The 16,276-nt window shown below is 68.1% G+C and carries 15 protein-coding genes and 3 pseudogenes; 10 read left to right on the top strand and 8 right to left on the bottom strand.

Features of this window, described 5'->3' with window-relative positions; all coding sequences use genetic code 11:
- Positions 1–395: 395 nt before the first annotated feature.
- Positions 396–1,133, bottom strand: a complete 738-nt coding sequence (locus JNO44_RS00095) for a hypothetical protein (RefSeq protein WP_205360216.1) — start codon at positions 1,131–1,133, stop codon at positions 396–398.
- A 652-nt stretch (positions 1,134–1,785) separates the two neighbouring features.
- Between JNO44_RS00095 and JNO44_RS00090 the strand changes: the two genes are divergently transcribed.
- Both JNO44_RS00090 and JNO44_RS00085 read left to right on the top strand, forming a co-directional pair.
- Positions 1,786–2,619, top strand: coding sequence for a hypothetical protein (locus tag JNO44_RS00090; protein WP_205360214.1), 834 nt, complete (start codon positions 1,786–1,788; stop codon positions 2,617–2,619).
- A gap of 653 nt (positions 2,620–3,272) precedes the next feature.
- Entirely contained in the window at positions 3,273–3,806 is a 534-nt protein-coding gene (locus JNO44_RS00085) for a GNAT family N-acetyltransferase (protein WP_338058545.1), read from the top strand.
- A 1,088-nt stretch (positions 3,807–4,894) separates the two neighbouring features.
- On the opposite strand, the gene JNO44_RS00080 is transcribed toward JNO44_RS00085, so the two are convergent.
- The gene (locus JNO44_RS00080; protein ID WP_205369300.1) at positions 4,895–5,380 is read right to left on the bottom strand and encodes a GNAT family N-acetyltransferase; all 486 of its coding nucleotides are present in this window, start codon (positions 5,378–5,380) and stop codon (positions 4,895–4,897) included.
- 394 nt (positions 5,381–5,774) lie between these two features.
- The gene (locus JNO44_RS00075) at positions 5,775–6,611 is read right to left on the bottom strand and encodes a helix-turn-helix domain-containing protein (RefSeq protein ID WP_205360210.1); all 837 of its coding nucleotides are present in this window, start codon (positions 6,609–6,611) and stop codon (positions 5,775–5,777) included.
- A gap of 102 nt (positions 6,612–6,713) precedes the next feature.
- Between JNO44_RS00075 and JNO44_RS00070 the strand changes: the two genes are divergently transcribed.
- The 6 genes from JNO44_RS00070 to JNO44_RS00045 all read left to right on the top strand — a co-directional run bounded on the left by JNO44_RS00070 (position 6,714) and on the right by JNO44_RS00045 (position 10,801).
- Positions 6,714–7,310 carry an NADPH-dependent FMN reductase gene (locus JNO44_RS00070; RefSeq protein ID WP_205360208.1) on the top strand — a complete coding sequence of 199 codons (597 nt, stop codon included), beginning with the start codon at positions 6,714–6,716 and terminating at the stop codon, positions 7,308–7,310.
- Between the two features lie 11 nt (positions 7,311–7,321).
- Entirely contained in the window at positions 7,322–8,290 is a 969-nt protein-coding gene (locus JNO44_RS00065; RefSeq protein ID WP_205369299.1) for an aldo/keto reductase, read from the top strand.
- A 514-nt stretch (positions 8,291–8,804) separates the two neighbouring features.
- A complete protein-coding gene (locus tag JNO44_RS00060; protein ID WP_240167331.1) occupies positions 8,805–9,242 on the top strand; it encodes a recombinase family protein in 438 nt (145 codons plus the stop codon).
- A gap of 60 nt (positions 9,243–9,302) precedes the next feature.
- Positions 9,303–9,821, top strand: coding sequence for a helix-turn-helix domain-containing protein (locus JNO44_RS00055; RefSeq protein ID WP_205360206.1), 519 nt, complete (start codon positions 9,303–9,305; stop codon positions 9,819–9,821).
- Positions 9,785–10,414: a transposase gene (locus JNO44_RS00050; protein WP_205360203.1), complete on the top strand. Its 630-nt coding sequence runs from the start codon at positions 9,785–9,787 to the stop codon at positions 10,412–10,414. The genes JNO44_RS00055 and JNO44_RS00050 overlap by 37 nt, the downstream gene beginning before the upstream one ends.
- Positions 10,415–10,546: 132 nt before the next feature.
- Positions 10,547–10,801, top strand: coding sequence for a hypothetical protein (locus tag JNO44_RS00045; RefSeq protein WP_240168045.1), 255 nt, complete (start codon positions 10,547–10,549; stop codon positions 10,799–10,801).
- Between the two features lie 8 nt (positions 10,802–10,809).
- Here JNO44_RS00045 and JNO44_RS00040 read toward each other — a convergent pair.
- A pseudogene (locus JNO44_RS00040) lies at positions 10,810–10,955 on the bottom strand (AraC family transcriptional regulator); the annotation flags it as partial.
- Positions 10,956–11,029: 74 nt separating this feature from the next.
- On the opposite strand from JNO44_RS00040, the gene JNO44_RS00035 reads away from it, so the two are divergent.
- Together JNO44_RS00035 and JNO44_RS00030 are read left to right on the top strand one after the other, a co-directional pair.
- A complete protein-coding gene (locus JNO44_RS00035; protein WP_205360200.1) occupies positions 11,030–11,617 on the top strand; it encodes a cysteine hydrolase family protein in 588 nt (195 codons plus the stop codon).
- Positions 11,618–11,847: 230 nt separating this feature from the next.
- Positions 11,848–12,408 carry an isochorismatase family protein gene (locus JNO44_RS00030; protein WP_205360198.1) on the top strand — a complete coding sequence of 187 codons (561 nt, stop codon included), beginning with the start codon at positions 11,848–11,850 and terminating at the stop codon, positions 12,406–12,408.
- 611 nt (positions 12,409–13,019) lie between these two features.
- Here the strand turns inward: JNO44_RS00030 and JNO44_RS00025 are convergent.
- The 4 genes and pseudogenes from JNO44_RS00025 to JNO44_RS00005 all read right to left on the bottom strand — a co-directional run.
- Positions 13,020–13,814: an ATP-binding protein gene (locus JNO44_RS00025; protein ID WP_275695725.1), complete on the bottom strand. Its 795-nt coding sequence runs from the start codon at positions 13,812–13,814 to the stop codon at positions 13,020–13,022.
- 36 nt (positions 13,815–13,850) lie between these two features.
- Positions 13,851–14,138, bottom strand: coding sequence for a hypothetical protein (locus tag JNO44_RS00020; RefSeq protein ID WP_205369297.1), 288 nt, complete (start codon positions 14,136–14,138; stop codon positions 13,851–13,853).
- A gap of 1,007 nt (positions 14,139–15,145) precedes the next feature.
- Positions 15,146–15,663, bottom strand: a pseudogene (locus JNO44_RS42830) (phosphotransferase); the annotation flags it as partial.
- 339 nt (positions 15,664–16,002) lie between these two features.
- Positions 16,003–16,131 (bottom strand): annotated as a pseudogene (locus tag JNO44_RS00005) (transposase); the annotation flags it as partial.
- Positions 16,132–16,276 lie beyond the last annotated feature (145 nt).

Raw genomic sequence — 16,276 nt, 5'->3', positions numbered from 1 at the left:
AGGTCGTATTCAACTCTGTCGTTGTCCACGTCTGCTGTTGTCCATGAGTCGGTATCCGCCCCGGCTGACCTCGCCGAGATGGATGCCGGCACTGATGAGGCGGAGCGTTCGCGTTCGGCGGGTGTCACCGTGTGGTGTGGCGCTATCGGGGTGCGGGGGCTGATCCTTCACGGTGGGGCGCGATGGTGTCCAGTAGTTGCCGCATGGGGGGCAGCTCCTCGGCGGAGGGCGCGGTCGTGGTTGTTTCCCTCATGACGGTCATCTGTGCCAGGACGGCGGTGAGGCGGCCGAGGCGGGCTTTGGCGCAGTTCGGCCTGGAGGCTGGGAACTGGCCGGACCGGTGCTGATCAGCCCGGGTAGTTGACCGAGGCATGGCTGGAGCGGCCGGGTTGGGTTCAGCAGTCGAAGCGGTGGGTGTAGGGGGTGTGGGGGCAGGTGCGGCAGGTGAAGAAGTACAGTCCGCCGAGGTCGCCCAGGTCCATGCCGTGTCCGAACGTATCGAGGACGGTAGGGTCCGCTTCGGCTTGCCAGGAGGGGACCGGGGCCTCGTCCTGGCGGGGGTCCCGGTCGTCCAGGGGGAGCCAACGGCCTGTGCTTGGTTCGGTTGCGGTGATGCTGAGCAGGTGTTCCATGCGGGTGCCGCATCCTGTGCAGTCGGGCCAGTTGGGCGACTGGGTCCATCCGGGATAGCCGCCGACTTTGCTCTGCTGCGTGGTGGCCACGTCGAAGTAGTCGTAGCCCTGTTTCTCCTTCAGGTCCTCGAACCGCTGGCCGAGCAGCTCGCCGAGTCCCTCCGGCAGGTCCCAGTTCGGGTATTCCACTGCCGGTGTGGGGGAGACCGTGCACGGGCGGGGCAGGAACTCCTCGTCCGCGGTGTGCGGGCGAGGGGGTTCCCCGACGGCGGCGCGGGCAGCAGTCAGCGCTGTGCTGCGCCAGGTCAGCCGGGGGTTGGCCGCAGACGCGTCGTCCTCGTGAATGAGCGGGCACCACAGGATCTGCAACAGGTCGGTGCCGGCGGGGAAGACGAGGCCGGGCACGTCCCGCGCGTAGAGCTGGACCACCGGGACCATCGCGACCGGCTCGGCCCCGACGGGCGCGCTGAGCGGCTTGTAGTGGTCCGGTTCGGTGCACATCGGCCAAGGCTCGTCCGCCGGCCACAGCAGTGGCCCGCCCAGGGAGCTGTCCCCTGGGCCCGGCTGCCCGGCCCTGGGGTAGAGGAGGGTGGCCTCGCGGGCCGTACCCGTCAACTCCGGAAAGACTGCCTCGACGTCGAAGGGGATCGGCGCCAGCGGCCGAGGCCGGGTGGGCTGGCCCTGAACGGTGCGGTGTTGAGGTTGTCTTGACGGCACGGGACCTCCTGCTGCTTACGACGGTGCGTCACCGACTCTAGGCCCTGCTCTGACAGTCGACGCCCCAGGCCCGGTGCCTCTCCCTGGCCCCAGGCATGCACCTGCACCTGCACCAGTTTGAGTGCTGCCTCACTGAGGGGGCTCACACGGGCTGATCCGGAAGGACGACAGGTACAGACGCATCCGCGGACGCCAACGGGTCGGCCGGAGCGCTGCCGCGCTCGGGAGCAGCTGCCCCGGGCGGGTCGCGGCGGTTGCCAGGCGCCTGAATCGGCTACCCGGGACGGGAGGGTCGCCCTCCGGCTCCGCGGCGGTACGGTGTCTGTCCGCCGTGGGAGTGACGACCGAGGCCGAGAATGGTGAACTGTCGGTGGACGCAGCACAGTTGGGTGGGATCTCGCGATGGGGGTGAGGTCCGGTCACGGCAGGGGGATGGATGAGCGACGGACAGGCCGGGAACATCGAGAACCAGGTGAACGGAGGGGGGCAGGGAGCCGTCGTACAAGCGGGGGCGATCAGCGGCGGGGTGCACCTCCACCTGTCGGGTGAGGGCCTCGCGGACACCGAGAGCCCGCTCATCGTCACCGTGGACCGCTCGGGCCAGCGCGACCCCTACGACGAGCAGACGGTCCTGGTGGATGCGGACCCGCCCGAGGTGATGGTCCGTGAGGGCTCCTTCCGGGTCACCGTGGAGAGCAGCCTGACCGGGCGGGCGGTGATTCTGCGAGGGATGCGCCCGGTGGTCCTGTCCCGTCGTCCCGCCCGCCGAGCATGCCATGGCCTCATCACCATCCCCACCTTCCGCAGGATGACGCCGCGGCATTTCAGCACCGACCTCAACGAGGCCACGCCCCAGTTGCGGGCCGAGGAGGCGGATTTCCCCTTCTCGGTGAGTGCCACCGATGTCGAGGAGTTCATCCTCGCGCCCGCTGCCGGCGGCGACGAGATCCTGTGGCACCTCGAGATCGACTGGCTGTGCGCCGGACGCCACGGCACCACGATCGTCGACGACCACGGGCAGCCCTTCACGCTCTACCCACGCTCCGGCCCCGCCTCGGCTGCAACTACGACCACGCTTACGACTGCCCGGCCCCGCAGCTTGCCCTGGAGTCCACTCGGGGCACCGTGCTCGTCGGCTGTTCCAAGGGATCGCCCCACGGGTGGATCAAGCCCGACAACGGCGGCGCGCTCCTGGACTTCACCTGCCCCAACGACAGCAGGGCGGGGGAGTATTACCGGGTCCGGGTCGTCAACTACACGGTGGAGTTGATCCACGGTGACCCTCAGCACCTTTCGGGAGCGTTTCTGGCAGTCACCAACGTCCAACCCGCCCCTTAAGCTCCCAAGGTGCTTTGAGGACGCGTACCTGCCCCCACTGATCTCGTACCTCAACGCGTTCCTCGCCGGCGCCACCGCTGGGTCGGGGCCTTCCCGGCGCCAGGTCCCGGGCCCGGGCGCAGGGTGTTTGCCGGCGCGGACGTCCATCCCGCCGTTGGCAAGCCAAGTGGTCGGTTCCGTAAGTCCTTCGGGGATTGACGCCTGAGGCTGTCTCGTGTGCGGTGCCGGGTTCAGACGTTGGGGTCGGCTGGGTTGAGGCTGCTGGCGCAGTCCAGGGTGCCTGCGGGGCTGCCGGTGGGTAGGGCGGTGGGGTCCTCGTAATGGCTGCTGGCTGGCGGCGGTTCTGCTGTGTGTGATCTTTCGCGACTGCCCTTCAGGAGCCGCATCCCGGTAAAACGGATGCCGCGGACTTCATGGCGACGTAATGTGTGATCCCGACTGCTGCCTATTACCTGGCCGTTGGTGCGGCCATAGCTTCGGGAGGGCTTGATGGTTGCGGACATAGTCAGGACTTGGGCGGCGGGCTGGGCCGTGTCCAGGCGGACGCCCCCGCCTGTCGAGAAGCCCTGGGGGTTCTATATCGAGGTGGCCGGCAACCCCGACGAAGTGGGGCGCCATGTCCTGCCCAAGGCCGAGGAGCCGTTGGTTCGCAGCGCCGCGGCCTCGGTGTCCGTGCCGCGGACTTGGATGAAGACGCCCGCGGAGCCGGAGGAGATCGAGTCCTGGCTGTCCCAGGGGTGGGTGATGGAGGAGATCGGCCATCTGATGGCCGTTGACCTGATGGCCACGGACCCGGTCGCGCCCCAGGGGTACACCGCGACCGTGGAGACCATTGGGGCCGTCACCTACGTTCGGGTGCTGGATGCGGCGGGCGAGCAGGCGGCCCAGGGGCAGATGGCATCCCTCGGGGAGGCCGTGGTTGTGGATCGGGTGGTGACCGAGGAGGCCCATCGGCGGCGCGGGCTGGGCAACTTCGTGATGCGTACGCTCGCCGACCGAGCCCTGGAGACGGGCGCTGTCCTCGGCGTTCTCGGCGCGACCGACGCCGGGCGCGCGCTGTACGAGACGCTGGGCTGGAAGAAGCACACGACGCTGGCGGAGTGCGTCTACCGGCCCTGAAGCAGGAGCATCGGCCGTACGCGGGGGCCGAATCCCAAAACGTCGACGATCACGTCCTGATGGACCTGGTGGCCGAGCGCATCAAGGACCGCAAGGTCCTGCGGCTGGTCAAGGTGTTTGTGCGGGTGGAGTTGTCGAGCTGCACGGTGGATGCGCGGAGACCCTCGCGGGCACTCCACAAGGAGGAGTCGCCTCCCCTCTGTTGGCCAACATCTATCTCTCCGTTCTGGACCGGCATTTCTCGCGGATCCGGAGCACCGAGATGAACCCCGGAGCACGTCGGCAAGCCCGACGCCGCAAGGGGCTGCCGAACCACCGTCTGGTGCGATACGCCGACGACTGTGCGCCACGAACACAACGGGAGGTTTCGATGTGGAAGAAATCTTCCGACATGATGCTGCACTGGTGATGGAGGTAGGCCCTCCGGGACCGCCCATGCAGGGGGAGGTCTCAAACCGCCGTAGGTTGCTCCGGTGAATGAGCCGGGGTGATGAGCACTGCGGAAAAGGCGCACGAGATGCGTCAGGTGTGTGCCGAGAAGGCGAACGCGAGTGAACCACTGCTGAAGTGTCGTAAGCGTATGAGTGGTTGCCGAAACTGGGGTCCAGTTGTTGCCCCGGGACGAGTCTGGCGGGTTCCTGTATTCCTGGCCAGGTGGCGGCCCGGCATGAAGGTGGCGCGAGCTCGGTGACAGGCACCAGTGCGGAACGTGGGAACCCCTCGCCGCGATGCAGTCAGCTGGCCTTTGTTGAGGGCCAGTTGGTGATAAGGGAGAACCCCAAACAGCTGAAACCGTGAGGGGCAGAGTACCGATGCGTGGCAGGGGGACGGACCGCCTCGTGGTAGTGACGAAGCTCCTGTAATGGAGGTGGAGCGAAGGGGGCGGGTTGCTCGGATCTTGTTTGGTGGTCAACCGGAGTTCCCGGGAGGAGCCAGGTGAACGGATCAAGGCCGCAGGCCGAGACTAAGTCGTTCTACCTTCCCAAGTCGATGGTGTGGGTCGGTCTGGCCTGCTTGGACTCCCAGTGGGCGGGCAGCTGTCCCCGCCTGCTCAGCCCTGCAGGCGAGTTATGCCGTGAACCTTCGCATCAAGCGGGTGGAACCCGGCGGGCAGGAACTTCGAAGACGAGTTCGCGACCGTCCTCCTCGTCCCACTGCTCTCCGACTTCAACGAAGCCGAAGCCCGAGATCGTGGCCAGGGATGCCACGTTGTCGGGGCTGATCGTCGCCCGCACAGTCGTGACTGCGGGTTCGGCCGCTGCCCGGCGGAGCAACTCGATCAGCGCGGCTCGGGCATATCCCTGGCGACGGAAGTCGGGAGCAATGGAGTAGCCGATCTCGACCATGCCGACCTCATCAGGCGGTCCGTGGAACCCGGCATGTCCGGCGACAAGACCCTTGTCGCCGACGACCGCTTGTCGCACCATCCACCGCGCCTGGCCGGGATCGGCGGCCATCTGGTCGAGCCGGAACTGCCATAGCCACCGTGCTCTGTCGGTCACGAAGTACTCGGTCAGCGAAACCCCAGCCGCCCTGCTGGCTTCGGACAGGTCACTATCGAGCAAAGCGGACATCGCCCCGCCGGACAGCTCGACAAAACGTACACACTTCGGGCTCCGCGTGAACGGTCCCCAGTAATCGGCTTCATCTGTCACCTGCGGATGCTCGCCGACTCACGCAATGGGCGTCCAACGATTTCGAAGCAGCCGGACAGCCACCCCGCGACATCGCCGAGGTCGACCAACAGCTGGTAACCGGCTCGTGGCGGCGCCTGGTGTTCGCCACCCGGACGTCGAACCGACTGGTCGATGGAGAGCGTGGATTCGACCTCCTGCTGGGCCCGGCATCGCGCAGGGGAATCAGCCGATCGAGTCGTGGGTCCCGATGTCGCTCGATGTGCCCTGCCTGGTCGTGGAGACCACACAGGGCTGGAAGCCGTCCGTGGACCGGTGGTCGAATTCGCCACGTTCAGGAGATCGCTCGTAGGTGGGCCGGGCCCGGCTGGGTGAGCCGGTCGAGGTGGGTTGCGGTGTCCTCGTCGGCGGGGAGCAGGACGAGGAGCTGCTGGGCGTCGGCGGTGAGGTCCAAGGTCTCGCGCAGCAGGCGGAGTTCGGGCCCGGATGGGTGCTGGAGGCGGAGCGGGCCGCGGCGGGGGACGCGGTGGTTGCCCAGGCGGCGGGTGAACTCGGGGCCGGCCACGGGGGCGAGTTCGGTGCTGAGCCACTCGGAGTTCTCGGCCGAGGGGCCGAGCCAGAGGTCGAAGGCTTGCTCGTCGGCGACCTCGTCCCAGTCGGGGAAGAGGGTGCGGGACCGGGGGTCGGTGAAGACGTAGCGGGTGAGGTTCGGAGCCGGGGCGTCGAGCAGGCCGGCCGCGCCGAGGACGGCGGCGTAGCCGCTGGTGTGGGCGAGGATGTCGCCGAGGCGGTTGGTGACGGCGGCGACGCCCGGTTCGAGCAGGCGCAGGGTCTGGCGGACGGCCGGGCGGACGTCGCGGGGCGGCGGGGCGGGCCGGGTGCGGCCGGCGCAGGCGCCGCCGGTGATCTTCACGAGGTAGTGCAGGTGGCCGCGCTCGGCGGGGTCGAGGCTGAGGGCGTCTGCGAGCGCGTGGACCACGGCGGGTGAGGGGTTGCGGTCGCGGCCCTGCTCCAGCCGGGTCAGGTACTCGACGCTGATGCCGGCGCGGACGGCCAGGTCGGAGCGGCGCAGTCCAGGTGAGCGGCGGCGGCCGTGGTCGGGCAGGCCGAGCGTCTCGGGCTGGATGCTGTCGCGCTTGGCGCGGATGAAGTCCCCCAGTGGTGTGCCCATGCGACGAGCGTAACGGCCGGTGGCAGCGCGGAGGGTGGCCCTGCGGGGGCCAGTCTGGGCACGGTCTGGTTGCGGCCGGTGGGCGGGCCGAGGGTGGTGGCCATGGAGAAGAACACGCACAAGCTGGTGATCCTCGTCGGCAGCGTCAGGGAGGGCCGGTTCGGCCCGGTGGTGTCCTCGTGGGTGGCCGAACAGGCCGTCGCACACGGCGGGTTCGAGGTGGAGGTGGTCGACCTGGCCGAGGTGGACCTCCCGCTGGCCCTGCCCGCCGCCTCGCCGAAGTTCGCGGGCGCCGACTACCCCCGCCCGGCCGGGATGGCCGGGCTGACCGAGGCCCTGGAGGGCGCGGACGCCGTCCTGATCGTCACGCCGGAGTACAACCACAGCTACCCCGCCTCGCTGAAGTCCGCCATCGACTGGCACTTCACCCAGTGGACGGCCAAGCCGGTCGCCTTCGTGAGCTACGGCGGCGCGGCCGGCGGCCGGCATGCCGTGCTGCACCTGGAGAACGTGCTGACCGAGCTGCACGCGGTGACCATTCGGGACGGCCTGGCCTTCCCGAACTACTTCACCGCCTGGACGGACGGCCGCCCGGACGACCCGCAGGCGGCCGGCTACGCCAAGTCCATGCTCGACCAACTGTCCTGGTGGGCAGGCGCGTTGAAGAACGCGCGGGCCGCCGAACCGTACCCGGCGTGAGTGGGGGAGCGATGGAATACGTCAAGCTCGGCGGCACCGGCCTGACGGTCAGCCGGATCGCGCTCGGCTGCATGGGCTTCGGCGGCAGTGGCCGCGGGCACAACCCGTGGGCGCTGGACGAGGCGGCCGCGGCGCCGGTCTTCCGGCGGGCGGTCGAGCTCGGTATCACCTTCTGGGACACCGCCAACGTGTACGGCGGGGGTGCCTCGGAGGAGCTGGTCGGCCGCGCGGTGCGACGGTACACCCGGCGCGACGACGTCGTCCTCGCGACGAAGGTGGGCCTGCCGATGCACGACGGCCCGGGCGGCTCGGGGCTGTCCCGCGAGGCGATCCTGGCGCAGGTGGACGGCTCGCTGACCCGCCTCGGCACCGACTACCTGGACCTCTACCAGCTGCACCGCTTCGACCCGGCGACCCCCGTCGAGGAGACCGCGGCGGCCCTGCGGGAGGTGGTGGCGGCCGGGAAGGTCCGCTACGTCGGCGCCTCCTCGATGTGGGCCTGGCAGTTCGCCAAGCTCCAGCACGCCGCGGCGCGGGACGGCGGCCCGGCCTTCGTGTCGATGCAGCACCAGTACAGCCTGGTGCAGCGCGAGGAGGAGCGGGAGATGTTCCCGCTGCTCGCCGACCAGGGGGTGGGCAGCCTGGTGTGGTGCCCGCTCGCCTCCGGGCGGCTGGCCCGCCCGTACGGGCAGGCGACGGACCGCTCGGCCGGGGATCCGGTCGCCGGACGGTTCTTCGCGGACGTCGACCGGCCGATCGTGGACGCCGTGCAGTCCGTCGCGGAGGCCCGGGGCCTGCCGATGGCGCAGGTCGCGCTCGGCTGGGTGCTGGGCAACCCGGTGGTCACCGCCCCGGTCGTCGGCGCGACCCGCCCGGGCCACCTGGACGACGCGGCGGCCGCACTGGACGTGCGGCTGACCGGCGAGGAACTCGCGGCGCTGGAGCGCCCGTACACGCCCCGGCTGCCCACCGGGTTCTGAGCACGAGGTCCGGGAAGATCGGGGCGTCGGCGGTGGCCGGCTCCGCCGACAGGACACGGATCCATGAGTAGGGGCGACGATGTCGCAGCGGCCACGGCGGCCATGGCGGCCACGGCGGTCGCGAGGCTGCGGGCCAAGGCGGGGCGCGAGGCGGAGATGCGGCGGCAGGCGCGGTCGATGGCATCGCCACCGAGCCGTCGCCCGTGATCCGCCGGACAGGCCCCAAAGAGTGTCCGGCTGGGACTGGCGTCCCGACATGGAACGGCGCCTCCCTTCACGCCTCCGGCAAACGGTCCTTTGCGCGAGCAAGATCAATCATGGGCCGCCGGCCCCCCGCCGATCCCGGATTCGTTCTCGGAACCCGTTCTCATTCAAAAGCGGGACGGACCCCCTTCTGAGACTTGCATTGTGCGAGAACCCGGGCTCATGACGGGCCCTCAGCAGCCTTCCCCAACTGACCGGTCAGACGCGGAGGACGTCGAACCGTGGTCCCCGGCTGAAGAAGGCGCTGCGGGTGCCCACCCCGGCCGGCCGCGGCCCGGGCCGGCCGTGGCGGCCGGGCATCCTACCGCCGGCGCCGATCGCCCCGGACCTGTCGAGCGCGGACATCCGCATCGGCTACGCCCGCTGCTCGACCCTCGGCCAGGAACTCGAGTGCCAGCTCGACGCGCTCAGCAAGCACGGCATCCTGAGGGACGAGATCTTCAGCGAGAAGATCAGCACCCGGGTATGGGTCCGCCCCCGGTTCGAGGAGGTGCTGAGGATGGCGCGGGAGGTCAAGGCGCGCGCCCTGCACTGCTGGGTCATTTTCGCGGTGTACGAGAGGGAGCGGCTCGGCCGCGACGCCGCCGAACTCACCGCGCTCGCCGACCACCTCACCGCCCACGGCCTGGTCCTGGAGATGCTCGCCGGCCCCTTGTCCGGCATCTACGACCCGACCGGCCCGGGCTAAGCGGTCTTGGTGAAGTGTGGTGCTGTTTGGGTATGTGCCATACCAGGAGGGGGGTTTGGAATGGCAGGACCGTTGTGGGTGGAGCTCTCGTCGGAGGATGAGGCGGAGTTGGGGCGGCGGTTGAGGGCTCGGGACTTGCCGGTGAATGAGCGGGTGCGGTTGGAATGCGTGCGGCTGTCGGCCCAGGGCCGCAACGCTCCCGAGATCGCGTCCATTGTCGACCGGCATGTGGTCACCGTGCGCAAAGCTCTGCGCCGGTTCCTTGACGGAAGTTTCGAGGCCCTGGCCGACGCGCCCCGGTCGGGTCGGCCGCCACGGTGGACGCGCGAGGACCTGGACGCGCTGGAGGCGATGCTGGATACCGCGGCGGCTGAGGGGACCACGTGGACGCTGCCCGCTTTGGCGGAGTGGCTGCGCCGAGAGCGTGGGGTAAATGTCGATTCTTCCTGGCTGTCGGTGCTGCTGCACCGGGACGGTTTCCGCTGGAAACGTACCCGCGACAGTCTGCGGCACAAGGCCGGCCCGGCCCTCCAGGCCGCCGCGTGGGAGCGGCTGGAGGGCCTACGGCTGTACGGCTGAGGGCCGAAGCCGGTACCGAGGATCTGTACTACCTGGACGAGTCCGGGTTCTCTCCGACCCTGCCCACCGGTTTCACCTGGGCCCGCACCGGTGTCCGCGCTGTCGTCAAGCGGGAGGACACCAAGAACCGGCGGGTCAACGTCCTGGGAGCACTGAGCGAGAGCGGGCCAGGCCCCGAACTGGTGTGGAGGGCCGTCGACCACAAAATTGACGCTTCGATGGTTCTCGACTTCGTCTGCACGCACATCGCACGCCTGCCCAAAGGAACGGACAGTCTCACTGACCCGCCGCCTGGTTGGCGGCGGGTCAGACCGTGCACGATCGTCATGGACAACGCCCAGATCCACCACGCCAGACTCTTCAAGGGACGGCGTGAAGAACTGGAGGCCATCGGCGTCCACCTGTTCTACCTCCCACCGCGATCGCCGGAGCTGAACCTCATCGAGCGCATATGGCGCTCAGTGAAGTACCAGGACATGCCCGTCCGTGCCTACACCAGCACCACCGCACTACACACCGCCGTCGACCAGGCAATGACCCGACGGGCAACAGCACTGACACCAACCACAGAAGACTTGCTCAAGACCGCTTAGCCGCTGTTCGCGTGCTTCGCGGCGATGGCGGAGACTGAGCGGGAGAACATCCGTGAGTCCACACTCGAAGGGCTCGACACCGTGGCCCGCAAGGGCAAGCACGGCGGCTGACCGCCCGTCATCACCGACGACATGCTCCACAGCGTGCTGCGTCGCCTCGCGGGCGGCGAATCCGCCGAGAAGGTCCAGCACGACTTGATCGTCCCCGCCGGCAAGCGCAAGGGACACCCCTCCTCGGTCGCCAGCATCTACCGGGCGCTCGCCGAACACGCCAAGCGCGAGGCGTACCCCGAAGCCGTCGAACAGGCCCCCGCCGACTTCGCCGCCCTCCAGGTCGGCGAAGTCCCTGGCCCCCGCCCCGCTCGCCCTGACCGAGCGTCACTCTGATTACAGAGAGCTACTTGTCGCTTCGCCGTAGCTTCGGGCACTCCGCGGTCGGTGCGGTCCGCCCCCGCACCTCGGTGATCACCGAAACGTCGAAGGCCCGGATGCCGGGAAAGGCGAGCAGGGCGATGCGATGGGCCGGCGTCGGTCGGGTCATCCTGGCAGTAAAGCATCGATCGCTGTCTTTCCGCCTTCTGTGAGCGGGCCTGGCGGGACGGCAGGGTCGTGGACATGGAGATCACACAGAACGCGGCGCTGGTAGTGGTGGACGTGCAGAAGGGCTTCGATGAGTCGGAGTTCTGGGGGCCGCGCAACAACCCGGCCGCCGACGAGCGCATCGCCTCGCTGATCGCGGCCTGGCAGGGCACGGACCGGCCGGTCGTCTTTGTGCGGCACGACTCGAACGAACCCGGCTCGCCGCTGCGGACCGGGCAGGAGGGAAACGACTTCAAGGAGTACGTCGAGGAGCGGCGCGGCAAGGGCGGCGGGCCGGAGCTGCTCGTCACCAAGTCCGTGAATTCGGCGTTCTACGGTACCCCCGACCTCGACGACTGGTTCAAGGCGGCGGGCATCACCCAGGTCGTACTGGCCGGCATCCAGACCAACATGTGCGTGGAGACCACCGCCCGCATGGGCGGCAACCTCGGCTACGACGTGCTGGTCGCCCTCGATGCCACCCACACCTTCGACCTGACCGGCCCGAACGGCTGGCATCTGACGGCCGACGAGTTGGCCCGGGCGAGTGCTCTCTCGCTGCACGGCGGACGCTTCGCCCGGGTGGTGACGACCGACCAGCTCCTGGCCGCCGTCCGCCCCTGACACCCCGGGGCGGGGGCTACTCCCTTGGCTCTTGTGCGTACGACGGGGACACTCGAGAAAGCCGTTTCCTACCTGCGGGCCAACCGTGACGCTCAGGTGGCAGAGGTCGCTTTGCTCACTTGCGCGGTTTGCGCAAGACCTGGGCGGCGGCACTGATCGACGTCCGGTCCGTTGTCGGTGGGTGGGGCTGCCGGGCGCGGTCACGAGGCCAGCGCGAAGAAAGGAAGATCATGACCACATTGGCGAATCGGCCGAACACCGCGCTCCTTGTCGTCGATGTACAGAAGGGCGTCGTCGAAGGGGTCCATCAGCGCGACGTGGTGGTCGCGAACGTCGCCAGTCTCGTCGAGCGGGCTAGGCGGGAAGGGGTACCGGTCGTCTGGGTCCAGCACTCCGACGAGGAGCTCACGAGGGGGAGCGACAGGTGGCGGATCGTCCCCGAGCTCACTCCAGAGGACGCCGAGCCGCTCGTCGAGAAGAGGTACGGCGACTCCTTCGAAGACACCACTTTGGAGATCGTGCTGTCGGGACTCGGTGTTGGGCGGCTCGTCGTCGTCGGCGCGGAGACCGACGCGTGCATCCGCTCGACGCTCCATGGTGCGTTCGCCAGGGGGTACGACGCGACCCTGGTCAGCGACGCCCACACGACGGGCGACAAGACAGCATGGGGTGCGCCGCCGCCGGACCAGGTCATCGCGCACACGAACCTGTACTGGACCTACCAGACGGCGCCGGGGCGGACGGCTGGGTCGGTTGAGACCAAGGACGTCGTCTTCGGCGGCGCATCCTGACGGCTTGAGTTGCTCCCTGCGGGCCAACCACGACGCTCACCCGGGCCAACTCAAGCGCTCACGGGCCGCGGGATCGGCAACGGTCAGCCGGGAACGTCACCGGTCCGCTCACGGTGTTCTGTGGAGAGGACGACTTTGGGACCGGTGGGCATGGCGGGTCGGGTCACCTCCGGGGTGGCCAGCAAGGCGACGATGGTGACCGGCTGCTGGCAGTGTGGGCAGTTCCGGGTCGCGGTCGGCTCCAGTGGATCTCGCTGGGCGGCGGTCGATCGTGAGCCGCCGCGGGTGGCGGCCTCGGGCGGGGGCGGGAGTTCGGGCAGGGGGGCAGGGCCTCTCCGAGGCGGCGGGCCCGTTGCTCGTCGCGTTCGCACTGCCGTTCCGCTTCCCGCCGGCAGGTGGCTGAGCAGTAGACCTGGCAGAGCCGGGGATTGGCCATGAACGTGCCCTCGCAGACGGGACACGTGTGCGGCTGGGGCTCGGTCGGGGCCGGCCGCTGGCCGAGGACTTTGCAGCGGGGAGAGCAGTAGATCTGCCGTGGATGCGGGATGCACTCGCATTCGCAGACTGGGCAGTTGACGAGGCCAGGCCCCTTGGGGGTGTGGTGTCCGGGTTCAGGAGACACGGGCGTTCACTCCCTTGCGGAGTACGTCGGCCTGGTGCTGGTGTCCGCGCAGGCGGTAGGAAGGACCGTCGATGCCGACGTTTGTGGTCAGGATGGTGGCCGACTTCGGATACCGGTGGCTGATCACCTGGAACAGGGCGGATGCCCCGTCGTCGGGCAGCGGCAGATAGCCGAGCTCGTCGATGATCAAAAGTCGGGGGCCGGAGAAGAACCGCATGCAGGTCTTCCAACGGCCTTCGAGCGCGGCCTTGTGGTACTTGGCCGCGAGTTCGGTGGCGGTGGTGAAGTAGACGCGGTGGCCGGCGTCGACCGCGGCCCGGCCGAGTGCGACCGACAGCATGGTCTTGCCGCCGCCGGGCGGGCCGACGAGCAGCACGTTGGAGGCATCGTCGAGGAATCGCAAGGTGGCTAGGTCCCGAATGAGCTTCTCGTCGACACCGGGCGGGGCGGTGAAGTCGAAGTTGCCCAGGGTCCAGGGCTCGGGCAAGCAGGCGAACTGTTCACGGGAGGCCAGGCGGCGGTCCTCGGGGGCATCGACTTTGGCGATCAGCGCGGTGCACGCCCTCTCCCAGGTGCCGTCAACGGCCCAGATCCGCAGCCGGTTGTAGAGGCCCTGCCAGTTGCCGTACTTCATTGGCAGGTGGACCCACTGGGTTGCCGTCTGGAACGTGAAGGCGATGGCGTCGATCGTCTCGTGGTGGTCCCGCCATCGGCCGCCCTGCTTCGGTGTCCGGTCCGGGAGCAAGGGCTCAGTCCGCGCCCTCTGCGTTTCATTCAACGACATACACAGGTCAAGGTGCAGACGTTCCGAAGGGGACGGCTACCGACTGTCCGCGTCGTCGGCAGGGTCGGTGGCTGTCCACCAGGCGATCAAGCGAGTGGCTACCGCTTCGGGGGGTTGGCTCGAAGGAAGCCCGAAATGGGCCTCCAGCTCATGCCGCAGGAACTCACCGATCTCCGCCTGGTCGGCGCCACCATGGAGCCTGCGGAACAACGGGCCGATCATGCAGTCGTACTCGTCCTGGACAGCATCAGCGACACCGATCGGATCCCACTCGTTGAGCAGACGCCGCAGGTTCTTCTGGGCGGAGGTGTTCCAAGGGCGCATCTCTCCAGAGTGCCATCCGAGAATGCTGGCGATCACTCATGGTGTCTTGATTCAACCGAAACGGTCTAACTGTTACCAAACTCTGTCATTAATCGCCATCGGGTCCGAGTGGATCGGTGTCGTCGCGAGGCCCGGAATGTCCGTGTTCGTTGGGTGCCTGCTCCTCTTGTCGTCATTCGATGGTTTGCCGACGGGAGGGGGGTGGTGGTCGGGATGGCGAAGGTGGTGGGGCCTGCTCGATTGCCTCTGGCTTGGTGTGCTCGGCCAGTGCCCGGTCTGGCGTGCGGTCAGGGCTGGTCCAGGGCCCGTTCGATCGCGCGGCGGCCCGGTCCGCGGCCGACTGGTCGTGCTGGAGCTGCATGGCCGCGTTCAGTGCCGGTGTGGGTTTTCGTTTGGGTGAAGGAGTGCTGTGAGGGGGTGGTCTGTTGTTGTGTTTGTTTTTCTTGGTAGGGGGTTGGTCTTGAGTTTTGTGGTTGGTTTGTCTAGCTGCTCATCTGACGTGGTGTGAATGTTCGGCCTTGGGTCTCTGTGGTGCTCGCCTGTGGTGCTTGTGGGTGGTTGAGTTTTCCGGAATTGTTTGAGAATTTCTGTGGTTTTTGGGGTCGTAACGCGTCTGGTCAGGTTGCTGGTTGAGGGGTTGTGTTCTCACCTGGCAGGGCGGATCAGGCTCCGGGGGGCGGTTGCCCGTCGCTCTACCGTTTCGGCTCTCGTTGTGGCTCGGTTTTTCGTGGTGTTCCGGGTTGGGTTGCTGTGTGGGTATGGGGTGTCTGCTGGGCTGTACTTTGGGTGAGGTGGGCGATGTCGTGATCGTCGGGGGCTGGTGCGTGGTCAGGGCCACGGTATCGAGGGCCGTCGGTTTGCTTGGCCAAGTGTGTGTCGGTGTTCTGGCGGGAGTGCTGTCTTGGTAGCTGTTGTCTTTGCTTCTGTCTTGGGCGCGGTGGTGTGGGGATGCAGTGGTTGGCGCCAGGTCCAGGCCGTCGCTGGCTTGGGCTTGGCGCTGGAGGGGGTTATCGGCGGGTGATCTTGATGCCGAAGTGGTTGGCGATGCTGAGGGTCATGCTGATGGCGGCGTGTATGTGGGCGTACATCTCCATGCCGCGGGCGGTGACGAGGTCGCCGAGGTCGAGGATGTCGGTCCAGCCGTAGGATTCCAGCAGGGCGGTGGTGGTCTTCTTCGCGTCGGAGTCGTTGCCGGCGAGGAACATGGTGTGGTTGCCGCCGCTGATGGCCTTGGGGTTGGTGGCGGTGTCCTGTTCCTGGGTGACGAAGGACTTGACGACCTTCACGTCCGGCAGCGTGAGATGGGTGGAGCAGTGCGCCACGTCGAGATCGGGTGGGTCCGAGGAGGTCGCGGCCCAGTTGACGACGCCGGTGATCCGGGCATCTGCCGGCCTTGCGGGCGGCACGTCGAACAACACGTTGCCGGGTTGGAAGTCCCGGTGCAGGCCCGCCCCTCATAAGGCGGCGCGGGCCTGCGGATCATGTCGATTGCCGCGGCGTATGCCGCCGCGTCGGCGATGCGAGGACTGGAAGCCCTCGGGCTGGAACGGCCGGATGGGGCGTGAGCCTATCGCGCGATGTGGAACATGATGCTCGGGTACCTGCTTAACGCTCACCCAGTGTGGGGCATACGGTCGACCATGGTAAGGCCAGCCTGCCGGGGGGAGAAGAGCTCCACGGTCGAGGAGTGGACCGTGGAGCAGACTTCGCCTGGGCGCTGGAACGCCTGCTGCACGGAATGCTCCGCTGACGGTTTGCGAGTGCTGTTCGCCCTTGAAATCGTCCCGCGTTGGTCACGGGCGAACCGGGTGAGGCAGTCCGCGTCTCATGAGCTGCATCACCGCATGGTCTGACGGCGCAGCGGCAGTTGCTTGGTCGGCTGCTGTAGCAACCCGCCCTCGCCTGTCAGTTGTAGTCCCTTGGCCTGTGCCCGGCCCACCAGTTCGTCGATGAGTTGGTCGTCCACCGTCTTCGACGGCTGCGACTCAGGCATCTCGATGGACCCGGCCTCGGTCGCGTCCTCAGTGGTCATCAGTGCATCTTCCTTGACTGGGAGTTGCATCGAACGGTTTACCGTCCCGGACTGTCACGTCGCACCCACCAGGGGGCGTAAGGGATTCACTAAGGGTGCGACAAGG

The sequence above is a fragment of the Streptomyces noursei genome, from assembly GCF_016917755.1.
In the GTDB taxonomy this organism is placed as follows: domain Bacteria; phylum Actinomycetota; class Actinomycetes; order Streptomycetales; family Streptomycetaceae; genus Streptomyces; species Streptomyces yunnanensis.
Note: the sequence above shows the minus strand (reverse complement) of the source record. Positions and strands in the feature narration are given on the sequence as shown.

Bases quoted from the DNA above. Each gene is read 5' to 3' on its own strand.
- JNO44_RS00090 (WP_205360214.1), top strand. From the start codon at position 1,786: ATGAGCGACGGACAGGCCGGGAACATCGAGAACCAGGTGAACGGAGGG.
- JNO44_RS00075 (WP_205360210.1), bottom strand. From the start codon at position 6,611: ATGGGCACACCACTGGGGGACTTCATCCGCGCCAAGCGCGACAGCATC.
- JNO44_RS00035 (WP_205360200.1), top strand. From the start codon at position 11,030: ATGGAGATCACACAGAACGCGGCGCTGGTAGTGGTGGACGTGCAGAAG.
- JNO44_RS00020 (WP_205369297.1), bottom strand. From the start codon at position 14,138: ATGCGCCCTTGGAACACCTCCGCCCAGAAGAACCTGCGGCGTCTGCTC.
- JNO44_RS00025 (WP_275695725.1), bottom strand. From the start codon at position 13,814: ATGTCGTTGAATGAAACGCAGAGGGCGCGGACTGAGCCCTTGCTCCCG.
- JNO44_RS00030 (WP_205360198.1), top strand. From the start codon at position 11,848: ATGACCACATTGGCGAATCGGCCGAACACCGCGCTCCTTGTCGTCGAT.
- JNO44_RS00045 (WP_240168045.1), top strand. From the start codon at position 10,547: ATGCTCCACAGCGTGCTGCGTCGCCTCGCGGGCGGCGAATCCGCCGAG.
- JNO44_RS00080 (WP_205369300.1), bottom strand. From the start codon at position 5,380: ATGTCCGCTTTGCTCGATAGTGACCTGTCCGAAGCCAGCAGGGCGGCT.
- JNO44_RS00070 (WP_205360208.1), top strand. From the start codon at position 6,714: ATGGAGAAGAACACGCACAAGCTGGTGATCCTCGTCGGCAGCGTCAGG.
- JNO44_RS00095 (WP_205360216.1), bottom strand. From the start codon at position 1,133: ATGTGCACCGAACCGGACCACTACAAGCCGCTCAGCGCGCCCGTCGGG.
- JNO44_RS00055 (WP_205360206.1), top strand. From the start codon at position 9,303: ATGGCAGGACCGTTGTGGGTGGAGCTCTCGTCGGAGGATGAGGCGGAG.
- JNO44_RS00065 (WP_205369299.1), top strand. From the start codon at position 7,322: ATGGAATACGTCAAGCTCGGCGGCACCGGCCTGACGGTCAGCCGGATC.